Annotated in this window: 15 protein-coding genes and 1 tRNA gene; 11 read left to right on the top strand and 5 right to left on the bottom strand. The window is 69.9% G+C overall.

Annotation, left to right across the window (positions count from 1 at the left end):
- Positions 1-94: 94 nt before the first annotated feature.
- The 3 genes from gltB (at position 95) to pyk (ending at position 7,791) form a co-directional block, all read left to right on the top strand.
- Complete coding sequence (gene gltB, locus KSO97_RS00670; protein WP_232675860.1) at positions 95-4,663, top strand: glutamate synthase large subunit; 4,569 nt, start codon at positions 95-97, stop codon at positions 4,661-4,663.
- An 83-nt stretch (positions 4,664-4,746) separates the two neighbouring features.
- Entirely contained in the window at positions 4,747-6,216 is a 1,470-nt protein-coding gene (locus KSO97_RS00675) for a glutamate synthase subunit beta (protein WP_232675861.1), read from the top strand.
- A gap of 114 nt (positions 6,217-6,330) precedes the next feature.
- Positions 6,331-7,791: a pyruvate kinase gene (pyk, locus tag KSO97_RS00680; RefSeq protein WP_232675862.1), complete on the top strand. Its 1,461-nt coding sequence runs from the start codon at positions 6,331-6,333 to the stop codon at positions 7,789-7,791.
- A gap of 16 nt (positions 7,792-7,807) precedes the next feature.
- Here the strand turns inward: pyk and KSO97_RS00685 are convergent, their stop codons facing one another.
- Both KSO97_RS00685 and KSO97_RS00690 read right to left on the bottom strand, forming a co-directional pair.
- Positions 7,808-8,554: a transcriptional regulator gene (locus KSO97_RS00685; protein WP_232675864.1), complete on the bottom strand. Its 747-nt coding sequence runs from the start codon at positions 8,552-8,554 to the stop codon at positions 7,808-7,810.
- A 57-nt stretch (positions 8,555-8,611) separates the two neighbouring features.
- Positions 8,612-8,684, bottom strand: a tRNA-Leu gene (locus KSO97_RS00690).
- 98 nt (positions 8,685-8,782) lie between these two features.
- Here KSO97_RS00690 and KSO97_RS00695 point away from each other — a divergent pair.
- The 5 genes from KSO97_RS00695 (at position 8,783) to KSO97_RS00715 (ending at position 13,962) form a co-directional block, all read left to right on the top strand.
- A complete protein-coding gene (locus tag KSO97_RS00695) occupies positions 8,783-9,397 on the top strand; it encodes a response regulator (protein WP_308188241.1) in 615 nt (204 codons plus the stop codon).
- Positions 9,398-9,542: 145 nt separating this feature from the next.
- On the top strand, positions 9,543-10,862 hold the full coding sequence (locus KSO97_RS00700; RefSeq protein WP_232676105.1) for a branched-chain amino acid ABC transporter permease: 1,320 nt from the start codon (positions 9,543-9,545) through the stop codon (positions 10,860-10,862).
- 85 nt (positions 10,863-10,947) lie between these two features.
- Positions 10,948-12,285 carry a branched-chain amino acid ABC transporter permease gene (locus KSO97_RS00705; protein ID WP_232675865.1) on the top strand — a complete coding sequence of 446 codons (1,338 nt, stop codon included), beginning with the start codon at positions 10,948-10,950 and terminating at the stop codon, positions 12,283-12,285.
- The gene (locus KSO97_RS00710; protein WP_232675866.1) at positions 12,275-13,192 is read left to right on the top strand and encodes an ABC transporter ATP-binding protein; all 918 of its coding nucleotides are present in this window, start codon (positions 12,275-12,277) and stop codon (positions 13,190-13,192) included. The genes KSO97_RS00705 and KSO97_RS00710 overlap by 11 nt, the downstream gene beginning before the upstream one ends.
- The gene (locus KSO97_RS00715; RefSeq protein WP_232675867.1) at positions 13,189-13,962 is read left to right on the top strand and encodes an ABC transporter ATP-binding protein; all 774 of its coding nucleotides are present in this window, start codon (positions 13,189-13,191) and stop codon (positions 13,960-13,962) included. Before KSO97_RS00710 ends, KSO97_RS00715 begins: the two co-directional genes overlap by 4 nt.
- A 102-nt stretch (positions 13,963-14,064) precedes the next feature.
- Here KSO97_RS00715 and KSO97_RS00720 read toward each other — a convergent pair whose 3' ends face one another.
- On the bottom strand, positions 14,065-15,357 hold the full coding sequence (locus KSO97_RS00720; protein WP_232675868.1) for an ABC transporter substrate-binding protein: 1,293 nt from the start codon (positions 15,355-15,357) through the stop codon (positions 14,065-14,067).
- Positions 15,358-15,662: 305 nt separating this feature from the next.
- On the opposite strand from KSO97_RS00720, the gene KSO97_RS00725 reads away from it, so the two are divergent.
- Positions 15,663-16,244 carry a GNAT family N-acetyltransferase gene (locus KSO97_RS00725; protein WP_232675869.1) on the top strand — a complete coding sequence of 194 codons (582 nt, stop codon included), beginning with the start codon at positions 15,663-15,665 and terminating at the stop codon, positions 16,242-16,244.
- Positions 16,245-16,260: 16 nt separating this feature from the next.
- On the opposite strand, the gene KSO97_RS00730 is transcribed toward KSO97_RS00725, so the two are convergent.
- Positions 16,261-16,683, bottom strand: a complete 423-nt coding sequence (locus KSO97_RS00730; RefSeq protein ID WP_232675870.1) for a hotdog fold thioesterase — start codon at positions 16,681-16,683, stop codon at positions 16,261-16,263.
- Positions 16,684-16,752: 69 nt separating this feature from the next.
- On the opposite strand from KSO97_RS00730, the gene polA reads away from it, so the two are divergent.
- Positions 16,753-19,458, top strand: a complete 2,706-nt coding sequence (gene polA, locus KSO97_RS00735; protein WP_232675871.1) for a DNA polymerase I — start codon at positions 16,753-16,755, stop codon at positions 19,456-19,458.
- A gap of 57 nt (positions 19,459-19,515) precedes the next feature.
- Here the strand turns inward: polA and KSO97_RS00740 are convergent, their stop codons facing one another.
- On the bottom strand, positions 19,516-20,763 hold the full coding sequence (locus tag KSO97_RS00740) for a lipopolysaccharide biosynthesis protein (protein ID WP_232675872.1): 1,248 nt from the start codon (positions 20,761-20,763) through the stop codon (positions 19,516-19,518).
- Positions 20,764-20,841: 78 nt separating this feature from the next.
- On the opposite strand from KSO97_RS00740, the gene KSO97_RS00745 reads away from it, so the two are divergent.
- The coding region (locus tag KSO97_RS00745) for an alpha-(1->3)-arabinofuranosyltransferase family protein (protein ID WP_232675873.1) at positions 20,842-23,879 on the top strand (3,038 nt) is incomplete at its 3' end.

Raw genomic sequence — 23,879 nt, forward strand, 5'->3', positions numbered from 1 at the left:
CACTGTTGCCGCACCCCCGACGTCCGAGACCGACGGTCCCCGCCGATACCGGACGAGCGAGGCCGCTGCACCCGACGCCGACGGGAGAACTCCTGTGCCCTACCAGCACGCGTTCCCGCCGCCCCAAGGGCTCTACGACCCCGCCAACGAGCACGACGCCTGTGGTGTCGCCTTCGTGGCCACGCTCACCGGGGAGGCCTCGCACGACATCGTCGCGAAGGCGCTCACCGCGCTGCGCAACCTCGACCACCGCGGCGCCGCTGGCGCCGAGACCAACTCCGGTGACGGCGCAGGCATCCTCATGCAGCTGCCCGACGCGTTCCTGCGCGCCGTGACCGCGGAGGCCGGCTTCGAGTTGCCGGCGGCGGGCACCTACGCCGCGGGCATCGCGTTCCTGCCGGGTGAGGCCGACGACGTCGCCAAGACGCGCACGCGGATCGAGGAGATCGCGACGGACGAGGGCCTGAGCGTCCTCGGCTGGCGCGACGTGCCGGTCAACCCCGACATCCTGGGCAGCATGGCGCGCAACGTCATGCCGGTGTTCAGCCAGCTGTTCGTGCAGGCGGCCGGGGGGCCGCTCAACGGTGCCGACGAGCTCGCGCTCGAGCGCCTGGCCTTCTGCCTGCGCAAGCGCGCCGAGCGGGAGACCGACGTCTACTTCCCGACGCTGTCGGCCCGCACGTTGGCCTACAAGGGCATGCTCACCACCGAGCAGCTCGACCAGTTCTTCCCCGACCTGCTCGACGAGCGGATGGCCAGCGCCCTCGCCGTCGTGCACTCGCGCTTCTCGACCAACACGTTCCCGAGCTGGCCGCTCTCTCACCCCTTCCGGTTCATCGCGCACAACGGCGAGATCAACACCGTCATGGGCAACCGCAACTGGATGCGCGCCCGCGAGGCCCTGCTCGCCTCGGACCTGATCCCCGGCGACCTCGAGCGGCTCTACCCGATCTGCACCCCCGGCGCGTCGGACTCGGCGTCCTTCGACGAGGTGCTCGAGCTCCTCCACCTCGGTGGCCGCAGCCTGCCGCACTCGGTGTTGATGATGATCCCCGAGGCGTGGGAGAACCACACCGAGATGGACCAGAAGCGTCGCGACTTCTATGCCTTCCACTCCGCGCTCATGGAGCCCTGGGACGGTCCGGCATGCGTCGTCTTCACCGACGGCACCCAGATCGGTGCGGTGCTGGACCGCAACGGTCTGCGTCCGTCGCGCTTCTGGGTGACCGACGACGGCCTGGTGGTGCTGGCCTCCGAGGTCGGCGTGCTCGACCTCGACCCGGCGACCGTGGTGCGCAAGGGCCGGCTGCAGCCGGGCCGGATGTTCCTGGTCGACACCGCCGAGCACCGGATCATCGAGGACGAGGAGATCAAGGGCCAGCTCGCCGAGGAGAACCCCTACGGCGACTGGCTCTCCGAGAGCCTCATCCACCTCGACGACATCCCCGAGCGCGAGCACGTCGTGCACACCCACGCCTCGGTCACCCGTCGCCAGCAGATCTTCGGGTACACCGAGGAGGAGTTGCGGGTGCTCCTCACCCCGATGGCCAACACCGCGGGTGAGGCGCTCGGCTCGATGGGGACCGACACCCCGATCGCTGCCCTCAGCGACAAGCCACGGCTGCTCTTCGACTACTTCAGCCAGCTCTTCGCGCAGGTCACCAACCCGCCGTTGGACGCCATCCGCGAGGAGCTCGTCACCTCGCTGAACGGCACCATCGGGCCGGAGGCGAACCTGCTCGCGCCGTCGGCCGACTCGTGTCGTCAGGTGGTGCTGCCCTTCCCGGTCATCTCCAACGACGACCTCGCCAAGATCCGCCACATCAACCGCGACGGCGACCACCCCGACTTCATCACCCACGTCTCGCGCGGCCTGTACGACGTCGCCGGCGGGGGAGTCGCCCTGGAGCGCCGGATCGCGGAGATCTGCGACGAGGTCAGCGCCGCGATCGCCGACGGTGCCCGGATCATCGTGCTGTCGGACCGTCACTCCGACGGCGACCTCGCGCCGATCCCGTCGCTGCTGCTCACCGCCGCGGTGCACCACCACCTCGTCCGGGAGAAGACCCGGACGCAGGTCGGCCTTCTCATCGAGGCAGGCGACGTCCGCGAGGTGCACCACGTCGCGCTCCTCGTCGGGTACGGCGCGGCCGCGGTGAACCCGTACCTGGCCATGGAGTCGGTCGAGGACCTCGCACGCGAGGCCTACTACGTGACCGTGGAGCCCGAGGTCGCGGTCAAGAACCTGATCAAGGCGCTCGGCAAGGGCGTCACGAAGGTGATGAGCAAGATCGGTGTCTCGACGGTCGCCTCCTACACCGGGGCGCAGATCTTCGAGTGCATCGGTCTCTCCCAGGACGTGGTCGACCGGTACTTCACCGGCACCACGACCAAGCTCGGCGGCATCGGCCTCGACGTCGTGGCCGAGGAGGTCGCGCGCCGTCACGCCACCGCCTACCCGCGCGGTGGCGTCGCTCCGAGCGAGCGTCTGCTGCAGATCGGCGGCGAGTACCAGTGGCGCCGCGACGGCGAGCCGCACCTGTTCAACCCCGAGACGGTCTTCCGGCTTCAGCACTCCACCCGCTCGCAGCGCTACGACATCTTCAAGATGTACACCCAGGCCGTCGACGAGCAGTCGAACAAGCTGATGACCCTGCGTGGTCTCTTCAAGTTCAAGGGCGCACACGAGTCCGGCCGCGAGTCGATCCCGATCGACGACGTCGAGCCGATCTCCGAGATCGTCAAGCGCTTCTCCACCGGTGCGATGTCGTACGGCTCGATCTCCCGCGAGGCGCACGAGACCCTCGCGATCGCGATGAACCGCCTCGGCGCGAAGTCGAACACCGGCGAGGGCGGGGAGGACCCCGACCGTCTCTACGACCCGGAGCGGCGCAGCTCGATCAAGCAGGTCGCGAGCGGGCGCTTCGGCGTCACCAGCGAGTACCTGACCAACGCCGACGACATCCAGATCAAGATGGCGCAGGGCGCCAAGCCCGGCGAGGGCGGCCAGCTGCCCGGCAACAAGGTCTACCCCTGGGTGGCCAAGACCCGGCACTCCACGCCCGGCGTGGGGCTGATCAGCCCGCCGCCGCACCACGACATCTACTCGATCGAGGATCTCGCCCAGCTGATTCACGACCTGAAGAACGCGAACCCGCAGGCGCGCGTGCACGTGAAGCTGGTCTCCGAGGTCGGCGTCGGCACCGTGGCGGCCGGGGTCTCGAAGGCGCACGCGGACGTCGTCCTGGTCTCGGGCCACGACGGCGGAACCGGCGCCTCGCCCCTCACCTCGCTCAAGCATGCGGGCGGCCCGTGGGAGCTCGGCCTCGCCGAGACCCAGCAGACCCTCCTGCTCAACGGCCTGCGCGACCGGATCGTCGTCCAGACCGACGGTCAGCTCAAGACGGGCCGCGATGTCGTCATCGCGGCGCTGCTCGGGGCTGAGGAGTACGGCTTCGCCACCGCCCCGCTGGTGGTCTCGGGCTGCATCCTGATGCGGGTGTGCCACCTCGACACCTGCCCGGTGGGCGTGGCGACGCAGAACCCGGTGCTGCGCGAGCGGTTCAGCGGCAAGGCCGAGTACGTCGTGACGTTCTTCGAGTACATCGCCCAGGAGGTGCGTGAGCTCCTCGCCGAGCTCGGCTTCCGCACCCTGGACGAGGCGATCGGCCAGGTCGGCGTCCTCGACATCGACGACGCCGTCCGGCACTGGAAGGCCTCCGGCCTGGATCTCACGCCGATCCTCCACGAGGTCGACTCCAGCCACTTCCCCGACCAGGACCTGCGCTGCACCAAGAGCCAGGACCACGCGCTGGAGAAGTCGCTCGACGTCAACGAGCTGGTGCCCCTGGCCGAGCCCGCGCTCGAGCGGGGGGAGCCGGTCCGCGCCCAGGTGCGGATCCGCAACGTCAACCGCACGGTCGGCACGATCCTGGGCCACGAGGTGACCAAGCGCTACGGCGGCGGCGGCCTGCCCCAGGGCACGATCGACATCACCTTCACCGGCTCCGCCGGGCAGTCCTTCGGGGCCTTCCTGCCCGCGGGGGTGACCCTGCGACTGGAGGGCGACGCCAACGACTACGTGGGCAAGGGGCTCTCCGGCGGCCACATCGTGGTCCGCCCCGACCGGGCCGCGACGTTCGACTCCGACAAGCACATCATCGCCGGCAACACCATCGCCTACGGCGCGACGTCCGGGCGGATCTTCCTGCGCGGCGGTGTCGGCGAGCGGTTCGGCGTGCGCAACTCCGGCGCCTGGATCGTGACCGAGGGCGTGGGTGACCACGGCTGCGAGTACATGACCGGCGGGCGCGTCGTCGTCCTGGGCAAGACCGGACGCAACTTCGCGGCCGGGATGTCCGGCGGCATCGCCTGGGTGCTCGACCTGAAGCCGTTCCGCGTGAACGGCGAGCTCGTCGACCTGCGTCCGGTGAGCGAGGAGTACCGCGCCGAGCTCGAGCAGATGGTGCGCGAGCACGCCGAGGAGACCGACTCGCCGGTCGCCCACGCGCTGCTGTCCGACTGGGACGCGTCTCTGGCGCGGTTCACCGAGGTCATGCCGCGCGACTACGCCAAGGTGCTCGCCGTCCAGGCCGAGGCCGAGGCCGAGGGGCTCGACGAGGAGCAGGCGGCCAACCGCGTCATGGAGGTGCTCTATGGCTGAGTTCTCCGGGCACACCGTGCGCGACGTCGACCTGCGTTCCCACCGCGGCCCGTGCCGCTCGTCTGAGAAGGGGGCTGTTCACCATGGCTGACCCGAAGGGCTTCTTGAAGAACGACCGCGAGGTCGCCACCCGCCGCCCCGTCGACGAGCGGGTGCGCGACTGGGACGAGGTGTACCCCGACGGGATCGGTCGGGCGCTCCTTCCGATCATCAACACCCAGGCCAGCCGCTGCATGGACTGCGGCATCCCGTTCTGCCACCAGGGCTGCCCCCTGGGCAACATCATCCCGGAGTGGAACGACCTGGTCTGGCGTGACGACTGGGAGGGTGCCAGCGAGCGGCTGCACGCGACGAACAACTTCCCGGAGTTCACCGGCCGCCTGTGCCCGGCTCCGTGCGAGACGGCCTGCGTGCTGGGGATCAACCAGAACCCGGTGACGATCAAGAACGTCGAGGTCTCGATCATCGACAAGGCGTGGGAGTCCGGCTTCGTGCGGCCCCAGGCGCCCGAGTGGCTCTCGGGCCGCACGGTCGCGGTCGTCGGGTCGGGGCCTGCGGGCCTGGCGGCTGCTCAGCAGCTCACGCGCGCCGGTCACACGGTGGCGGTCTACGAGCGTGCCGACAAGGTCGGCGGGCTGCTGCGCTACGGCATCCCCGAGTTCAAGATGGAGAAGAAGCACCTCGACCGTCGTCTCGCGCAGATGAAGCGCGAGGGCACGGTGTTCCGCACGGGTGTCGAGGTCGGCGAGGGGAACCTGACGGGGGAGAGGCTCCGTGAGCGCTACGACGCCGTCGTCCTGGCCATCGGAGCGACGCAGGCGCGGGATCTGCCCGTTCCCGGTCGTGAGCTCGCCGGCATCCACCAGGCCATGGAGTTCCTGCCTCAGGCCAACCGGGCTGCGGTGGGCGAGCAGGTCGAGGGTCAGATCATGGCCACCGACAAGCACGTCGTCATCATCGGCGGCGGCGACACCGGCGCCGACTGCCTGGGCACCTCGATCCGCCACGGCGCGGCCTCGATCACGCAGCTGGAGATCATGCCCCAGCCGACCGAGTCGCGGCCCGATGGCCAGCCGTGGCCGACCTACCCGATGATCTTCCGGGTCTCCTCCGCGCACGAGGAGGGCGGCGAGCGCGTCTACGCCGTCTCCACCCAGGAGTTCCTCGGCGACGACGCCGGCAACGTGCGCGCGCTGCGGATCGTCGACGTCGTGTTCGAGGACGGCAAGCTCACCGAGATCGAGGGCTCCGAGCGTGAGATCCCGGCCGACCTGGTGCTGTTCGCGATGGGCTTCACCGGCCCCGAGCAACCCGGCCTGGTCGAGCAGCTCGGCGTGGACCTCGACGAACGTGGCAACGTCGCCCGCGACAACGACTACATGACCTCGGTCTCGGGCGTATTCTCCGCCGGCGACTGCGGTCGTGGCCAGTCGCTCATCGTCTGGGCGATCGCCGAGGGCCGTGCCGCAGCGGCTGCCGTCGACACCTTCCTGACCGGCTCGACGGCCCTCCCGGCCCCGATCCCGCCCACCGCGCGCCCCCTCGTCGTCTGAGCTGCGTTGACCCGTCTTTATCTGAAGACGGGTCAACGTACGTTCACCCATCGACCCGTCCTCCGATGGGGGCAGGTCACCTTGGAACGATCCAACGGCCGCTAGGATGGTGCCGTGCGAAGAGCAAAGATCGTGTGCACGTTGGGGCCGGCCACCAGCGGTGAACGCCGGATCCGTGAACTCGTCTACGCGGGGATGGACGTCGCGCGCCTGAACATGAGCCACGGCTCGCACGCCGATCATGCCGAGTCCTACCGGCTGGTCCGGGAGGCGGCGGACGCCTCGGGGCACGGGGTCGGGATCTTCGCTGACCTCCAGGGGCCCAAGATCCGACTGGCCCGCTTCGCCGAGGGGCACGCCGTCCTGCGGCGCGGTCAGCGGTGGACGATCACCACCCGCGACGTCCCCGGTGACGGCGAGATCGCAGGCACCACCTACGGCGGCCTGCCGGGGGACGTGAAGGCCGGCGACCCGATCCTGATCGACGACGGGAAGGTGCGTCTGCGCGTCGTCTCGGTCGGCGATACCGATGTCGAGACCGAGGTCCTCGTCGGAGGCCCGGTCAGCAACAACAAGGGCATCAACCTGCCCGGCGTCGCGGTCTCCGTGCCGGCGCTGTCGGGCAAGGACGAGGCCGACCTGCGGTTCGCCCTCAGCCTGAGCGTCGACTTCATCGCGCTGAGCTTCGTGCGCAACGCCGAGGACGCCGAGGACGTACGGCGGATCATGCGCGAGGAGGGCGTCATGCTTCCCGTGATCGCGAAGATCGAGAAGCCGCAGGCCATCGCCAACCTCGACGAGGTGATCGCCGCCTTCGACGGGTTCATGGTCGCCCGCGGCGACCTGGGCGTGGAGTGCCCGCTGGAGGATGTGCCCTTCCTGCAGAAGCAGGTCATCGAGAAGGCCCGCCTCAACGCCAAGCCGGTCATCGTGGCGACCCAGATGCTGGAGTCGATGATCACCAACCCGGCGCCCACCCGTGCCGAGGCGAGCGACGTCGCCAACGCCGTCCTGGACGGTGCCGACGCGGTCATGCTCTCGGGAGAGACCAGCGTCGGCGACCACCCGATCCACGCGGTCGAGACGATGGCCCGGATCATCGCCGCCACCGAGCGGCACGCCATGGAGCCCGCGGACTTCGGCGACTTCGAGCAGATCGAGTGGGACCCCCACACCCGCGGCGGCGTGATCTGCAAGGCGGCGGAGGAGGTCGCCACGCGCGTGGACGCCAAGTACGTGGTGGCGTTCACCCAGAGCGGCGACTCGGCGCGCCGTCTGTCCCGCCTGCGCGGCTCGGTACCGGTGCTCGCGTTCACGCCGGAGAACCGGGTCCGGTCGCAGCTCTCGCTCTCCTGGGGTGTGGAGACCTTCCGGACCGTCCCGGTGCAGCACACCGACGAGATGGTGCGCCAGGTCGACGAGCAGCTGCTCGCCATCGGCCGCGTGCAGGAGGGCGACCTCGTGGTGATCGTCGCGGGCAGTCCGCCGGGCATCCCGGGGTCGACCAACGCGCTGCGCATCCACCGGATGGGCGACGCGATCAACGAGGTCGCACCGGCCTATCGCCGCTCGTAGGCAGAGCGGCGTCGGACTAGCGCTTCGGGCCGATCAGCTCGTCGAGCCGGGCCACCGCTGCCCGGCGCGAGACGCTCACATGCACCGGGCTGCTCCGGCGCCATGGCACCTCCAGCAGGTCGAGCGCCCAGCACATCAGATCGCGGATGTCGGCGCTCCGATTGCTGAACTGCCACCGCGGATAGTCGTAGCGACGCCGCTCGCCCTCCACGACGCGGGTCGCCCAATTGCGGACCCGGGAGCCGTCGGAGTGCATCAGTCCGCGGACGAAGTCGGCCGGATACGTCGTCACGATGGCGCGCTGCCACTCCTCGAGGACGATCGCACGGCTGTGTTTGGGGCCCGGCCCGTGCTGGGGGAACAGGCATGGCCAGTGCTTCCAAAGGCTGGTGACGTCGCGACAACCTGGGCGATGGACCTGATAGACCTTGCCCGCCGCGCGAACGCCGCGCAGTGAGTCGACAACGTCCGCGATGATGCCGGGCCAGCGGTCGTCGCAGGTGATGCGCAGCGAGAAGTAGCGCGGATGCTTCGAGAGATGCCCGTCGCCGAGGTAGTACCCGAGCAGAGCGGCGTACGCGTCCGGCCGGGTCGCGCCGGAGGAGCAGCGGGGGCACTGATCGGCCGCGGAGGGCGCGCTCTCGTCGACGTGCCACGCGCGCAAGGTAGATCGAGCGACACCGAGTGCGGTGCTGATCTCACTCCACGTTGCCCCACCGCGGTGCAAGCGCTCCGCGCGGTGCCGCATCTCGATGCTGTGCATCGTCCGATCGTTGCGGTGAACACCGACAGTTGGAGGTTGTCGTCCACAGCACTGTCGTGCCCCGGGTGAGATTCGAACTCACACTGAATGGTGTTTGAGACCATCGCCTCTGCCGTTGGGCTACCGGGGCGGCGCACCGACCTTAGTGCAACGCTGGTTCGGCGGTGATGTCGGCCACGAGCTTCCGCTTCGGGGACGGTGGCCGTGCGGTGACACTACGCTGGGCCCGTGACCACCGCATCCGAGGCGTCGAAGAGCAGTGCCCCCACGGTCGTCATCGCCGAGGACGAGACACTGATCCGGATGGATCTCGCCGAGATGCTGACCGACGAGGGCTACGCGGTAGTCGGCCAGGCGGGCGACGGCGCCAAGGCGATCGAGCTCGCCGAGGAGCTGCGACCCGACCTGGTGATCCTCGACGTCAAGATGCCGGTCCTCGACGGGATCGCGGCCGCCGAGGCGATCGCGAGCAAGCGGATCGCCCCCGTCGTGATCCTCACCGCCTTCAGCCAGCGCGATCTCGTCGAGCGTGCCCGTGACGCCGGGGCGATGGCCTACCTGGTCAAGCCGTTCACCCAGTCCGACCTCGTGCCGGCCGTCGAGATGGCGATGAGCCGCTTCGCCGAGCTCACCCAGCTCGAGGCCGAGGTCGGCGATCTCCAAGAGCGGTTGGAGACACGCAAGTCGGTCGACCGTGCCAAGGGCATCCTGCAGAGCCAACTCGGTCTCACCGAGCCCGAGTCGTTCCGCTGGATCCAGAAGACGGCGATGGATCTGCGCCTGTCGATGCGTCAGGTCGCCGAGGGCGTCGTCGAGCACGGAGTCGCGGGACTCTCGTCCTGATCGACACGCAACCGTTACCGGTTCGGCCCGTCAACCGCGGGACGGAGATTGCGCAAGTGGTTATTCTCCTCCGACGACCCGGGTGAGATGTTCGTCGAACGTCGACCCGACGAACGGAGGAGCCTTGGCGAGACGCCTCAGAGTGATGGTGCTGCTCGCAGCCATCGCCTACGTGCTGCTGTCGCCGGTGAGCGCGGCCCATGCCGACGAGACCGAGCCCCCAGCGCCGACCGAGAGTTCATCGCCCGCGCCCGCGGCGGAACCACCGCCCGACGGGCAGCCCTACATCAGGGTGGCGCTCAAGGACGCCGAGACCGACGCCCCGGTGACGGGAGTGACGCTGACGGTCTTCGACAAGGCCGACGACGCCGAGATCGGCGCATCGGTCACCGACGCCGAGGGCGTGATGATCGTCCCGATCCCCGGCAACGGCGTGTATCGCGTGGTCCTGGACGAGGACACCCTGCCTGACGGCATCGAGCTCAGCTCGCAGACGAGCAACGAGATCGAGATCACCGCCCGGTTCGAGGTCAACCCCGGGCTCTTCCCGATCGGCGTCCAGGACGTCGTGACCACGCCGTTCGCCGAACGGCTCTCGGGGAGCCTGGTCTCGGGGGTGAAGTTCGGCCTCCTCGTCGCGCTCGCGGCGCTGGGACTCTCCTTGATCTTCGGCACCACGGGATTGACGAACTTCGCGCACGGCGAGCTCATCACGTTCGGCGCGATGGTCACCTATGCCGTCAACGTCGGGATCGGGCTGCCGGTGGTGCTCTCGGGCATCGTGGCGGTCCTGGTCTCAGCGCTCTTCGGGTGGGCGCAGGATCGCGGACTGTGGAGGCCGCTGCGCAAGCGCGGCACGGGTCTGATCGCGATGATGATCGTCTCGATCGGTCTGGGCCTGCTGCTGCGCAACCTCTACCAGTACCTGATCGGCAGCTCGCGCAAGTCGCTCAGCCAGTACGTGAGCCAGGGCCGACACGACTTCGGCATCGTCAAGCTCGCCGACAAGGAGATCGCGATCATCGTGATCGCCACCGTCACCATCGTGGTGACGTGTGTGGTGCTGATGAAGACCCGACTCGGCAAGTCGATGCGCGCGGTGTCGGACAACCCCGCACTCGCGGCCTCCTCGGGCATGCAGGTCGATCGCGTCATCAGCGCCGTGTGGATCCTCGGCACCGCGCTCACCGGTCTGGCCGGCGTGCTGCTCGCGGTGAACAGCCAGATCAACTTCCTGATGGGCTTCAAGCTGCTGCTGCTGGTCTTCGCGGCCGTCACGCTGGGCGGCCTCGGCACGATCTGGGGCGCGCTCTTCGGCTCGATGGTGATCGGCATCATGGTCGAGGTCGGGCCGCTGTTCGGCGTGCCCAGCTCGATCAAGGAGGTCGGCGCGCTGGTGGTCCTCATCCTGGTGCTGCTGATCCGTCCGCAAGGCATTCTCGGACGACGGGAGCGGATCGGATGACGACGCACACCAGGCACCGCGCACCGTCGCCATCGACGTCCCCCGTGGACGACTTCATCACCGCCCGCATCGAACGGAGCGACGCATGAGCACCACGACGTCCGAGCCGACGCCGGCTCCGGGGCCTGCCGTCGCACCGCAGCAGGTGGCGCGCACGAGCAAGGGCGCCATCACCGCGATGGTGCTGGCGATCGCCGGGCTCACGCTCGCGGTCGGCATCACCTCGCCGTTCGCCTACGTCAAGGCGCGCCAGGCACTACGTGAGATCGACGCCGCCCCGGGGCGCCTGACCGGTCGCGGGATGGCGCAGGCGGCGCAGATCCTCGGCATCATCGGAACCCTCTACCTCCTGGCCTGGGTCGTGATCGGCTTCACCGCCGGGATCGGTGGCGTCGAGCTCAGCGGAGTGCTGCGCACGGCGCTGAACCAGGCGTTCGGACCCAACGCGATCGTCTACGCCCTGGCCGCGATCGGGCTCAACGTGCACTTCGGCTACACCGGTCTGCTCAACTTCGGTCAGGCCGGCTTCATGGCCGTCGGCGCGTACGGCCTCGCCGTCAGCGTCGTCACCTGGGACCTCCCCTTCTGGCTGGGCATCGTCGTCGCCCTGGGTGCACCGGTCGTGCTGGCGCTGATGCTGGGCATCCCGACCCTGCGGCTGAGAGCGGACTACCTCGCCATCGCGACCATCGCGACGGCGGAGATCCTGCGCCTGGTCTTCGGCGCGGTGGAGACCAAGTCGGTGTTCGGCGGCTCCAACGGCCTGACGGGCTACGCCGGCACCTTCCAAGACGCGAACATCTTCCGGAACTGGGACATCTTCACCTCCGGCGCGTTGGGCTTCGAGCGCCTCGACCTCGGCATCGTCGACTTCAGCAAGCGCGACCTCTGGTCGATGCTCGTGGGATGGACCCTCGTGGCCATCTGCTGCCTGATCGTCTGGGCGATGATGCGCAGCCCGTGGGGACGCGTACTGCGATCGATCCGCGAGGACGAGGACGCCGTCCGCTCGCTGGGCAAGAACGTCTTCGCCTACAAGATGCAGGCCCTGATCCTCGGCGGTCTGTTCGGTGGTCTCGCCGGTCTGTTCCTCGCTCTCAAGCAGGCCTCGGTCGTGCCGAGCGACTACTCCACGAACATGACCTTCCTCGCCTTCACCGCCCTGCTCATCGGTGGCGCGGCCCGCGTGGGCGGTCCGGTAATCGGAGCCATGATCCTGTGGTTCCTGATCTCCGGACTGGGCGCCTTCTTCGGGCAGGCGACCTCGGGCTCGGACCCGCTGGTGCCGTCGTGGTTGATGGACAACACCCAGTCCAGCCTGGTGCGCTTCATCGCCGTCGGGCTCGGCCTCATGCTGCTGATGATCTTCCGACCACAGGGGATCTTCGGCGACCGAAGGGAGATCGCGATCGATGGACGCTGACGTCGCTGCACCCACCGCCCGGCCCGACCTGAGCGCGATCCCGCGCGAGCCGGGTGCGAAGAAGCCCGACGCGATCGTCGTCGGTGACCGCATCACCCGGCAGTTCGGCGGCCTCAAGGCCGTCGACGTGGACCACATCGAGATCCAGCGGGGCGTCATCACCGCGTTGATCGGTCCCAACGGCGCGGGCAAGACCACGCTGTTCAACCTGCTGACCGGGTTCGACGTTCCCGACAGCGGCGACTGGAGCTTCAACGGGAATTCGCTGGCCCGGGTCGCGCCCTTCAAGGTCGCCCGACTCGGCATGGTCCGCACGTTCCAGCTCACCAAGGTCCTGGCCAAGCTGACCGTCATCGAGAACATGCGTCTCGGTGCCACGGGTCAGAACGGTGAGAAGTTCTGGCAGGCCGCATTCCCCGCTCGGTGGCGCAAGCAGGAGGCCGCGAACACCGTCCGCGCCGACGATCTGCTCACGCGCTTCAAACTCGACGCCAAGCGGGAGGACTTCGCCGGATCGCTCTCCGGCGGCCAGCGCAAGCTGCTGGAGATGGCGCGGGCGCTCATGGTCGACCCCGAGCTGATCATGCTCGACGAGCCGATGGCCGGGGTGAACCCCGCGCTGAAACAGTCACTGCTGGGCCACGTGAAGTCGCTGCGCGACGAGGGCCGCACGGTGCTCTTCGTCGAGCACGACATGGACATGGTGCGCGACATCTCCGACTGGGTCATCGTGATGGCGCAGGGGAAGATCGTGGCCGAGGGCACGCCGGAGTCGGTCATGGCCGATCCGGCCGTCATCGACGCCTACCTCGGCGCCCACCACGACACCGACCTGCGTGATCTCGACGAGTCCGCTCTCGAGGCGGAGGCCGTCGCCGAGCTGGGAGCCACCGAGGAGGACGCATGACGACCATGACGCCCGAGCGCGAGGTCCACCTCGCTGCGGCGAGCGACGCCATCCTGCGTGCCGACGATCTGATCGGCGGCTACCTGCCCGGTGTCGACATCCTCAACGGCGCCGACCTCTACTGCAACAAGGGCGAGCTGGTCGGCATCATCGGCCCGAACGGTGCCGGCAAGTCGACGCTGCTCAAGGCCCTCTTCGGTCTGGTCAACGTCCGCTCGGGAAGCGTCACCCTCGAGGGACGTGACATCACCAACAAGCGCGCCGACCAGCTGGTGACGGCGGGTATCGGCTTCGTTCCGCAGACCAACAACGTGTTCCCGAGCCTGACCATCGAAGAGAACATGGAGATGGGCTGCTTCCAGGCGCCGAAGGCGTTCAAGGAGCGGTTCGACTTCGTCGCCGACATCTTCCCGAGGCTCGGGGAGCGTCGCAAGCAGCGCGCCGGCCAGCTCTCCGGCGGGGAGCGACAGATGGTCGCGATGGGCCGGGCACTGATGATGGCGCCGTCGGTGCTGCTCCTCGACGAGCCCTCCGCCGGACTCTCGCCGGTGCTCCAGGACGAGGTCTTCGTGCAGACCCGCAACATCAACCGTGCGGGCGTCTCGGTGATCATGGTCGAGCAGAACGCGCGTCGATGCCTGCAGATCTGCGACCGCGGCTACGTCCTCGACCACGGCCGCAACGCCTACACCGGCACAGGTGAGGCGCTGGGCAAGGACCCGAAGGTCATCGAGCTCTATCTCGGCACGCTGGGCGCCGCTGACAAGTAGGCCATGCATCGTGCGCCGGGCCATCCGGCTCCAGCACGGCAGAAGGGCCCGAGACCGCAAGGTCTCGGGCCCTTCTCCGTTCCCCTGAGGGGAGCGGGTGGATCAGATCTCGCCCTCGATGTAGTCGATCGGCGCGTTCTTGTTCTTGTTGTCGTACTCGTAGATGCCGATCGAGGCAGCCGTCGGGCTACCCGTCTCACCGAGCTCGATCGGGCCGGAGGCGCCGTCGTAGTCGATGTCCTCGCCGTCGGCGAGCAGGTCGGCGCACTCGGCGAACGAGGTGCACTTCGTGCCACCCTCGGTGACGCCCGGCAGCGCGGCGGCGATGGCGTCGCCGCTGTCGTCACCGGCAGCGATCGCGGCCAGGGCCGAGGTGATCACCGCGTCGTAGGACTCCGCCGCGTAGGCGAACGAGGTCAGGTTCGGGTCGATCGCCATCAGGCGGTCCTGGAACTCCCCACCGGAGTCGGCGCCGGGGATGGTGCCCTTGACGCCGGTCAGGCTGCCCGGGGGCAGGGGGGTCGAGGAGTCGTTGCTGTAGTCGGCGGTGTTGCCGTCGACGAAGTAGGTCGGCACGTCGGCCGGACCGGCACCCGCGGTGATGAGCTGCGGGATGATCGTGACGGTCTCCTCGAAGGCCACCAGGACCAGAGCGTCGCCGCCGGCTGCGGCGACCTCGCTGACCTGGGCGTCGAAGCTCTGCGCGTTCTCGCCGTAGTAGACGGTCGTGGTGACGTTGGAGCCGGCGGCGACGAGGTTCTTCTCGATCTCCTTGGCCAGCGTCTCACCGTAGGCGTCCTGGCGAGCCATGATCGTGACGTTGCTACGACCGTCCTGGATCAGCAGGTTGGCCATCACGGCACCCTGGAGGATGTCCGACGGCGCGGTGCGGAAGTAGTTGTCCGGCTCGGCGTAGTCGCCCTCGTCGAACGCCGTGGAGGTGTTCGCGGGGGAGAACATGACCGCACCGGCGTCCATGATCTGGTCGATCACGGTCAGCGAGACGCCCGAGGACGCGGCGCCGATGATGACGTCGGAGCCCTGCGCGAGCAGCTCGTCGGTCTCAGCCGGGGCGATGCCGGAGTCGGTGTCGCCGGAGTCGCCACGCACGTGGACGACGTCCTTGCCGAGCACACCGCCGGCCTCGTTGATCTCCTGGACGGCGAGGTCGACGCCCGCGAACTCCGGCGGGCCGAGGAAGGCCAGGCTGCCGGTCTCGGGGAGCAGGGAGCCGAACGTCAGGGTGCCGTCGCCCTTGGCGCCGGCGGACGACGAGCTCTCGTTGCCGGTGGGCTCGTCGTCGCCGTCACCGTCGTCGCTGCCGCAGGCAGAGAGCGCCAGCATGCCGGCGACGGCCACGACGGCGAGGCGGTTACGTGTGGTTCTGCGGTTCATCCATCCTCCGCGGGTTCATCGCAACGCCCAGGGCGGGCGTCGCGGGTGTGGGGGAAAGGTAGTACCGATGCGGAGCGGCTGGGGGTGGGTTGCCGAGGCTGCGTCGTTTGTGGCCGATTCGTTATCTCTGATGTGCCTCGCGGTGCGCACGCGGCGCGCACCCGACGCCGGCTGCGCGCCGCAAATCGGCCGTCTCGCAGACACCGCACGCGCGCGGGCGTACGCTGCTCTGCGTCCTGGACGCCGGGTCTGGTCCCGGCCCGGGACCGTGCGGTGTGGCGAACCAGCGACGAGGCGGTGGGACGGTGACGTATCGGTCCTCGACGCTGCGCGCCGCGACCTTGGCCGACGCCGGCTTCCTGGCGGGCCTGTGGGCCGACGCGCTGCGCAGGGCCGACGTGCACGAGCAGGTCGCGGACGCGGAGTCGTTGGTCAAGGCCGCGCAGAACTCACCCGAGCGCCGGCTCCTGATCGCCGAGTACGAAGGTCGCCGCGCTGGAGCGGTCATGCTGGAGGTCACCACGGTGAGCGCCATCAACCTCGAACCGGCGGTGCACGTCCACTCCCCGCACGTCCTTCCCGAGTTCCGCCGCCACGGCGTCGGCCGGCTGCTGATGGAGAGCGGGGTCGCCTTCGCCGAGGAGGCCGGCATCGCGACGATCTCGATCGGGGTCGCCAACGGCTCGCGTGATGCCAACCGCTTCATGGCACGACTCGCCCTGGCGCCGCTCGCCATGCTGCGGACGGCGCCGACCGTCGCGGTGCGTGCGCGTCTGGAGGCGCAGAGGCCCAGCAGCCCGGCTGGTCGCAACCGGACGAGGGTGGTGGCGATGCGCCGCACGATGCGCCGCCACCGCGACGCCGCGCAGGACGACGTCGCAGGATGACCAGCGTCTGAGGACCTCAGCGACCGAGCTGCTGGGCCTCGATCAGTGCGCAGGTGATGCGCGAGGTGCAGACCCGCTTGCCGTTCTCGTCGCTGATCACGACGTCGAAGGACGCTGTCGAGCGTCCCAGGTGCACCGGCCTCGCCACGCCGGTCACGACGCCGGAGGTGGCGGAGCGGTGGTGCGTGGCGTTGATGTCCACGCCGACGGCGAGCTTGCCGAGCGCCATCGCGTGCTTGGCGGAGCCGATCGATCCGAGGGTCTCGGCGAGCACCACCGACGCACCCCCGTGCAGCAGGCCGTAGGGCTGCTGGTTGCCGTCGACCGGCATCGTGGCGACGATCCGGTCGTCGGAGACCTCGGTGATGCGGATCCCCATCTTCTCGCCCAGAGTGCCGACGGGCAGGTTGTCGGTGATGTCTCGCGAGATCTCACTCATGGCCGCATCATCTCCCACCGGTGGTGACGCCGGGCGGGCGGTGTCGGCGCGCGCCGATAGTGTCGAACCGTGACCGAGGACGACGCCCGCTCCGCCCGCCCGCGCCTGCTGCTGCTCGACGGGCACTCGCTGGCCTACCGGGCCTTCTTCGCGCTGCCGGTCGAGAACTTCTCCACCACCACCGGGCAGCACACCAACGCCGTCTACGGCTTCACCTCGATGCTGATCAACGTGCTGCGCGATGAGCAGCCGACCCACCTCGCCGTCGCGTTCGACGTCTCCCGTCAGACCTTCCGGATGGAGGAGTACGCCGAGTACAAGGCCAAGCGCAACAAGACCCCGGGCGAGTTCAGCAGCCAGCTGCCGCTGATCGAGGAGGTGCTGCAGGCCCTGCGCATCCCCTTCCTCAAGAAGCCCGGGTACGAGGCCGACGACATCATCGCCACCCTGGTCACCCAGGCGCTGGCCGAGGAGATGGACGTCCTCATCCTCACCGGGGATCGCGACGCCCTCCAGCTGGTCACCGACGCCTCGACCGTGCTCTACCCCTCGCGGGGCGTCTCGGAGCTGGCCCGGATGACGCCCGAGGCGGTCGAGGCCAAGTACGGGGTCGGCCCGCAGCGCTACCCCGAGTTGGCCGCGCTCGTCGGGGAGACCTCCGACAACCTGCCGGGAGTGCCCGGCGTCGGGCAGGGCTACGCGGCGAAGTGGCTCACCCAGTACGACGGGCTCGACAACCTGATCGCGCGGGTCGACGAGATCACCGGCAAGAAGGGCGAGGCGCTGCGCGAGCACCTCGGCGACGTGCTGCGCAACCGCCGGCTCAACGCGCTCGTGCGCGACCTCGACCTCGAACTGACGCCGCGCGACCTGCTCCGCCAGCCGTGGGATCGTCAGGAGGTCCACACCCTCTTCGACGGTCTGGAGTTCCGCGTGCTGCGCGATCGACTCTTCGAGGAGCTCACCTCCGAGGAGGAGGTCGACGGCACGGGCTTCGAGCTCGACGGCGACCGTCTCGCCTCGGGCCAGGTCGCCGGCTGGCTCGCGACTCTGGACGAGTCGCGCGTCGGCGTCCACGTCCGCGGTGCCTGGGGCGCCGGCACCGGCCGGGTCGACGGCCTGGCCATCGCCACCGCCGCGGGAGCCGCTGCCTACCTCGACACGGCCGATCTCACCCCCGACGACGACGCTGCCCTCGCCGGCTGGCTCGCCGATCCGGCGCGCCCGAAGGCTCTGCACGACGCCAAGGGTCCGGCGTTGGCGCTCGTGGCACACGGGTGGACGCTGGCCGGCGTCGAGACCGACACCCAGTTGGCCGCCTACCTGGTGCGGCCCGACCAGCGCAGCTACGACCTCGCCGACCTGACGCTGCGCTACCTCAAGCGCGAGCTGCGACAGGTGGAGGAACCGGAGCAGGACTCTCTCTTCGACGAGCTCGACGGCGGTGCCGACGGCGTCGGAGCCCAAGCCGCGAGCACGGCGATGCTGCAGGCGCGCGCCGTCCTCGACCTCGCCGAGGCCCTCGACGAGGCGGTCGCCGAGCACGGCGGCACCGAGCTGCTGGCCGAGGTGGAACTGCCGCTGGTCGGGCTGCTGGCACGCATGGAGCGGACGGGCATCGCCGTCGACGTGGCGTACCTCGACGAGCTCGAGGCGCAGTTCGCGACCGCCGTTCGCGACGCGGCCGAGGCGGCGTACGCGGTGATCGGCAAGGAGATCAACCTCGGCTCGCCCAAGCAGCTGCAGGTGGTGCTCTTCGACGAGCTCGGCATGCCGAAGACCAAGCGCACCAAGACCGGCTACACGACCGATGCCGACGCGCTGGCCTCGCTGTATGAGAAGACCGAGCACCCGTTCCTGGCCCACCTCCTACGCCACCGTGACGTCACCCGGCTGCGGCAGACGATCGAGGGCCTGCTCAAGACCGTCGCGCCCGACGGGCGGATCCACACCACCTTCAACCAGACCATCGCGGCCACCGGTCGGCTGTCCAGCACCGAGCCGAACCTGCAGAACATCCCGATCCGGACCGAAGAGGGTCGCCGGATCCGCGAGGGGTTCGTCGTCGGCCCCGAGGCCGAGTGCCTGATGACAGCCGACTACAGCCAGATCGAGATGCGGATCATGGCTCACCTCTCCCACGACGAGGTGCTGATCGAGGCGTTCCGATCGGGTCAGGACTTCCACTCGATCACGGCCTCGCGGGTGTTCGACGTCGCTGCGGACTCGGTGAGTGTCGAGCAGCGCGCGAAGATCAAGGCGATGAACTACGGCTTGGCCTACGGCCTGTCCGCGTTCGGGCTGAGCCAGCAGTTGAAGATCGACACGGCCGAGGCGCGCGGCCTGATGGATGAGTACTTCGAGACCTTCGGCGGCATCCGCGACTACCTCGCCGGCGTGGTCGAGGAGGCACGACGCACGGGCTTCACCGAGACGATCATGGGTCGACGTCGCTACCTCCCCGACCTGACCAGCGACAACCGGCAGCGTCGCGAGATGGCCGAGCGGATGGCACTCAACGCACCGATCCAGGGCTCGGCGGCCGACATCATCAAGGTCGCGATGCTGCGCACCCAGGAAGCCCTGGACGCCGACGGTCTCGCCTCACGGATGCTCCTGCAGGTGCACGACGAGCTGGTGTTCGAGATCGCTGCCGGCGAGCGCGAGGCCGTCGATGCGTTGGTGCGCGAGCACATGGGCGCCGCCGCCGATCTGCTCGTGCCGCTCGACGTCAGCGTGGGCACCGGGCGCTCCTGGCACGACGCCGCGCACTGATCGACGCGTCGCGATGTGACGGCGCCGGGCGGCAGGACGACCCACGCCGCCCGCGCGTCAGCGCCGCAGCGCTGGGCGCAGCAGGACCGCGAGCAGCACGACGTCGATCACGGTGACGACGGTGAGCAGCGAGGTGACCGAGTCGGTGGCGAACGAGCCCGCGATGACGGCGCCGAGTGCGACCCAGAGCACCCACAGCACGCGCACCGAGCCCGTCCCGGCGCGTGCGAGGAGCGCGTAGACGAGTAGCTGGATCATGGAGAGCAGCGTGCCGAGGAGCGCGAACTGCCACAGGTGGTCCTGCACGCCGCGGTACTCCGCGCCTCCGACGAAGACGAGGGCGATGTCGGAGAGCAGCACCGACGCCGCGATCCCGAACACGCCGAGTACGCCCACCAGGCCCAGGCTGAGCCGTAGCGCCCGCCGTCGGGCGCGGTCGTCGGCGAACTCGGGGAAGGCCAGCACCACCACGAACTGCGGCAGGAACAGCACGGCCTTGGCGAGAATCAGGCCCGCCGCGTAGAGGCCGGAGTCGTGGTTGTCGAGCACGGTCCGCGCCATGATCACGTCCACGTTGCAGACCGCGAAGTAGCCGAGGAGGGCGTGGGAGTTGCGCACCGACTCCCGCACGAGTGCTCGCGCTCCGTGGTCGATCGCCTCGGCGTCCGAGCCGCGATGCGACACGTGGACCCTGTCGCGCAGCGCGATGGCGCCCACGACGACGGGGACCAGGGCGCCGAGCAGGACGCCGAGCGTGGCGGTGAACTCCTCGGGGCGCCAGAGGATCAGCGCGGCACCGATCACCAGTCGCGGCACGCCGGCGGCGACGTAGAGGATGGCCAGCGAGCGCCATCGCCGCTCACCCTGCAGCACCCCGGCCTGCCCGCCCATCAGCGTCGACGGCACGGCGATGAGGCCGACCAGCACCGCCGTCGCCAACGACTCCAGGCGCAGGACATGGTTGACGAGCGGCGCCGCGACGATGAGCAGCAGGCCCAACGAGAGCGCGGCGCGCCACGCCACCCGGAGCACCCCGGTCTCGATGATCGCCACGTCGTCGGGCGTGGAGGAGATGCGTCGTGCGGCAGTGGCCTGCAGGGCGAGCGAGAGCACGCTGACGACGAGCAGGAGGTTCATCACCGCGGCGAAGGCGCCGTACTGCTGGGGGCCGAGTCCGCGCGCGGCGATGATCGTGAACCCGTAGGTAGCGATGTTCATGACCGCGATGGCCACGGCGACCGCGCTCCCGCCGGAGCCGGGACGGTCGGCCTCGGCGACCTGGGGGGTCGGGACGGGCTCGGACACGCAGGGAGTGTTCCACAGCAGCGCCGGTACTCCTTGCGTGGCGGCTCGCCGCGCCGAACCTCCTACAGTGATCGAGCCATGCCGACCCCGAGACCCCGTCAGCGAGCCGCCGAGCCACGCCCGTCGGTGGCGCGGCGAGTCGTGGGCAGGTCGGTGATCGCCAGCGCGCAGGAGCCCGACGACGGCGACCAGCGGTCCGCGGCGCGCGCAGCGATCGCCGGGCTCTACCTGCTGATCGTCGCGTTCTCGCTCATCCAGCAGCCGGGCCGCACGACCTACGACACCCGCGCCGAGCTCACCCAACGCCCGGGGAGCTTCCTGCAGGAGGCCTTCACCCTGTGGCATCCGGAGTCGAACTTCGGCGAGTTCCAGAACCAGGCCTACGGCTACCTCTTCCCGCAAGGCCCCTGGTTCCTGCTGATGGACGCCATCGGTGTCCCCGCCTGGGTGGGCCAGCGGGTGTGGAGCGCCCTGGTGCTGATCGTGGCGATCGAGGGAGCTCGACGGGTGGCACGAGCGATCGATCTCTCGCCGTCCTCCGCCCTCGTCGCGGGACTGGCCTATGGGTTCGCGCCGCGGCTGCTCGGCACCGTCAGCGTGATCACCGCCGAGACGCTGCCGGGTTCGGTGATGCCATGGGCCCTCCTCCCGGTGGTGCTCGCCCTGTCCGGTCGGATGGGCACCGGGAGGGCCGCTTTGCTCAGCGGAGCGGCCGTCGTCTGCATGGGCGGGGTCAACGCCGTGGAGAACGCCGGCTCGCTGCCGCTGATCGCCACGCTGGTGGGGTGGGGCGTGTGGCGTGGCGCCCTGCCGCGGCGGTTCCTGGCCCAGTGGACCGCAGCCGTGCTGGCTGCCGCCCTGTGGTGGATGTTGCCGCTGGCCGTGCTCGCGGGGTACGCGCCGCCGTTCTACGAGTACGTCGAGAGCGCAGCCGACACCACCGGCCTGATCGGGTGGTCCGAAGCCGCGCGCGGGGACTCCCACTGGGTGGCCTACCTGATCACCGGCGACCAGCCCTGGTGGCCCGCGGCGCATGCGCTCGTCGCGACGCCGTGGCTGATCGTGGTGTCCGCCGCGGTCACCGCGATCGGACTGGTCGGCCTGACCCGGCTCGGGACGCCGTTGCGCAGGCCCCTGGCCCTGGGCATGCTGATCGGACTCGCTGCGCTCACCGTCGCCCACGGTGGACCGGCAGGAACCCCGATCGCCGATCTGATGGTGCACCTGCTCGACGGCCCGCTGCAGATCTTCCGCAACGTCCACAAGATCGACCCGACGGTGCGACTCCCGCTCGCCCTGGGCGTCGGGCAGGCGGTGGTGCTCGCTGCGGAGTGGCTCTCCTCCCGCGCCCGGACGCGTCCGTGGACGCCGTGGGTGCCGCTGGTCCTCGGCGCGATCGTGCTGAGCCTGGGGCAGCCCTACCTGGCCAACCACACCCGCACGCCCGGTTGGTCGGAGATCTCCGAGCCGTGGCAGGAGGCCCGCGCCTACCTGCGGGAGCACGCCGCAGCGGGGGAGCGGACTTTGATCGTCCCCGGTGCGGGCTTCGCCCAGCAGACGTGGGGATGGACCCTCGACGAGCCGTTGCTGGTGCTGGGCGGGGTGGACCGGGTCACCCGGAGCCAGATACCGCTCATCCCCGGGCAGTCGATCCGCTACCTCGACGCCCTCAACGAGGTCATCGTCACCGGACGTGCGACCCCTGCGCTCGTCGAGCAGCTCGCCCGCGCCGGGGTCGGTCACGTCGTGATCCGCCGTGACCTCCTCCGGTCCCTCACGGGCTCGCCCTACCCGGGTGGTGCGGCCGTCTCGGCCGCCCGGGGCGGGCTGGAGCAGGTCGCCGCCTTCGGAGAGGACCGCGAAGGCGGCCCCGAGGTCGAGATCCTGGGCGTACCTGCGTCGGTCGCAGGCGCGTCGGGCGCCGCCCGGATCGCCGCCACGCCGGAGTCTCAGGTCACGACCGTGCGAGGAGCGCCCGAGAGCGTGCTCGCGCTGCAGCGCGCGGGCGAGATCGCCGTCGACGTCGCCACGGTGCTCGAAGGGGAGCCGGGCTGGGTCGAGCGCGCAGATGTCGTGACCGATGGTGACCAGCGACGCGAGCGGGCCTTCGGCACCGGCGACGAGGCGCTCTCGGCCGTGATGGGGCCGCACGACCCCTGGCGGCTGGATCGCGCCGTCCACGACTTCCCGACGGTTCCAGGCGCCGCGCAGGTGGTGGCGCGCTACCAGGGCCTGGAGTCGGTGACGGCGAGTTCGTCGCAGGGGTTCGCCGACAACTTCGGTCCCGTGGCACCGCAGGCCGCGCCCGGCGCCGCGGTCGACGGAGACCCGCAGACACGGTGGATCACCTCACTCGCCGGCGATCCTCGCCGGCAGTGGCTCCGCCTGGAGTTCGCGCAGCCGCGGCCGGTGGGACGCGTCCAGGTGTCACCCGTCGTGGACGACGCGCAGGTACTGCCGATCCGTCGCCTCGAGATCAGCGCGGGCGACGTCGTCCGGCGGATCCAGGCGAGCCCCTCGGGTGCGATGAGCACCGTGACCTTCGACGGTTCGGTGGTCGATCACGTCGAGATCCGGGTGGTGGGCGTGGGAGCAGCCGGCGATCGCGGCCGCGTCGGTCTGCGGGAGGTGAGTGTCGACGGCGAGTCCTTCCCGCGGTCACTGGTGGTTCCCGGCGAGCTCGACCCTGGCGGCTCGATCGTGCTGGGCACCGACCCGGGTCGACGCGCCTGCTCGGTGCAGTGGGGGGTGCCCGACTGCGACGTCGCCCGGATCCGGACAGGGGAGGAGCCCGGCGGCATGCGTCGCACGGTGACGACGGCGGCGAGCGGTCGGTTCGACGTCTCGGGTCTGGTGGTGGCGCGCAGCACCCGGGAGGCGGGGAACCTCCTCGACGCGGTCGCTCGACGCCAGGTCGGCGCGACGTCGGTGTACGGGGCCGACCCGCAGGTCGCGGCACGGTTCGCCTATGACGGCGAGCCGTCCACGTCCTGGGTCTCGGCCGAGGAGGATCCCTCGCCGACGCTGCTCTTCTCGTGGGCCAAGCCCCGCACCATCACCTCGATCCGGATCGACGCCGGCGCCGACGCGCCGGCGACAGCCGTGGTGAGGGCAGG

Source organism: Nocardioides sp. R-C-SC26 (assembly GCF_021246465.1).
Taxonomy (GTDB): domain Bacteria; phylum Actinomycetota; class Actinomycetes; order Propionibacteriales; family Nocardioidaceae; genus Nocardioides.

What these genes read in the sequence shown, in the direction of transcription:
- KSO97_RS00705 (WP_232675865.1), top strand. Translation starts at nt 10,948, where the DNA reads ATGAGCACCACGACGTCCGAGCCGACGCCGGCTCCGGGGCCTGCCGTC.
- KSO97_RS00730 (WP_232675870.1), bottom strand. Translation starts at nt 16,683, where the DNA reads ATGAGTGAGATCTCGCGAGACATCACCGACAACCTGCCCGTCGGCACT.
- KSO97_RS00720 (WP_232675868.1), bottom strand. Translation starts at nt 15,357, where the DNA reads ATGAACCGCAGAACCACACGTAACCGCCTCGCCGTCGTGGCCGTCGCC.
- KSO97_RS00715 (WP_232675867.1), top strand. Translation starts at nt 13,189, where the DNA reads ATGACGACCATGACGCCCGAGCGCGAGGTCCACCTCGCTGCGGCGAGC.
- KSO97_RS00700 (WP_232676105.1), top strand. Translation starts at nt 9,543, where the DNA reads ATGGTGCTGCTCGCAGCCATCGCCTACGTGCTGCTGTCGCCGGTGAGC.
- KSO97_RS00710 (WP_232675866.1), top strand. Translation starts at nt 12,275, where the DNA reads ATGGACGCTGACGTCGCTGCACCCACCGCCCGGCCCGACCTGAGCGCG.
- KSO97_RS00685 (WP_232675864.1), bottom strand. Translation starts at nt 8,554, where the DNA reads ATGCACAGCATCGAGATGCGGCACCGCGCGGAGCGCTTGCACCGCGGT.
- KSO97_RS00675 (WP_232675861.1), top strand. Translation starts at nt 4,747, where the DNA reads ATGGCTGACCCGAAGGGCTTCTTGAAGAACGACCGCGAGGTCGCCACC.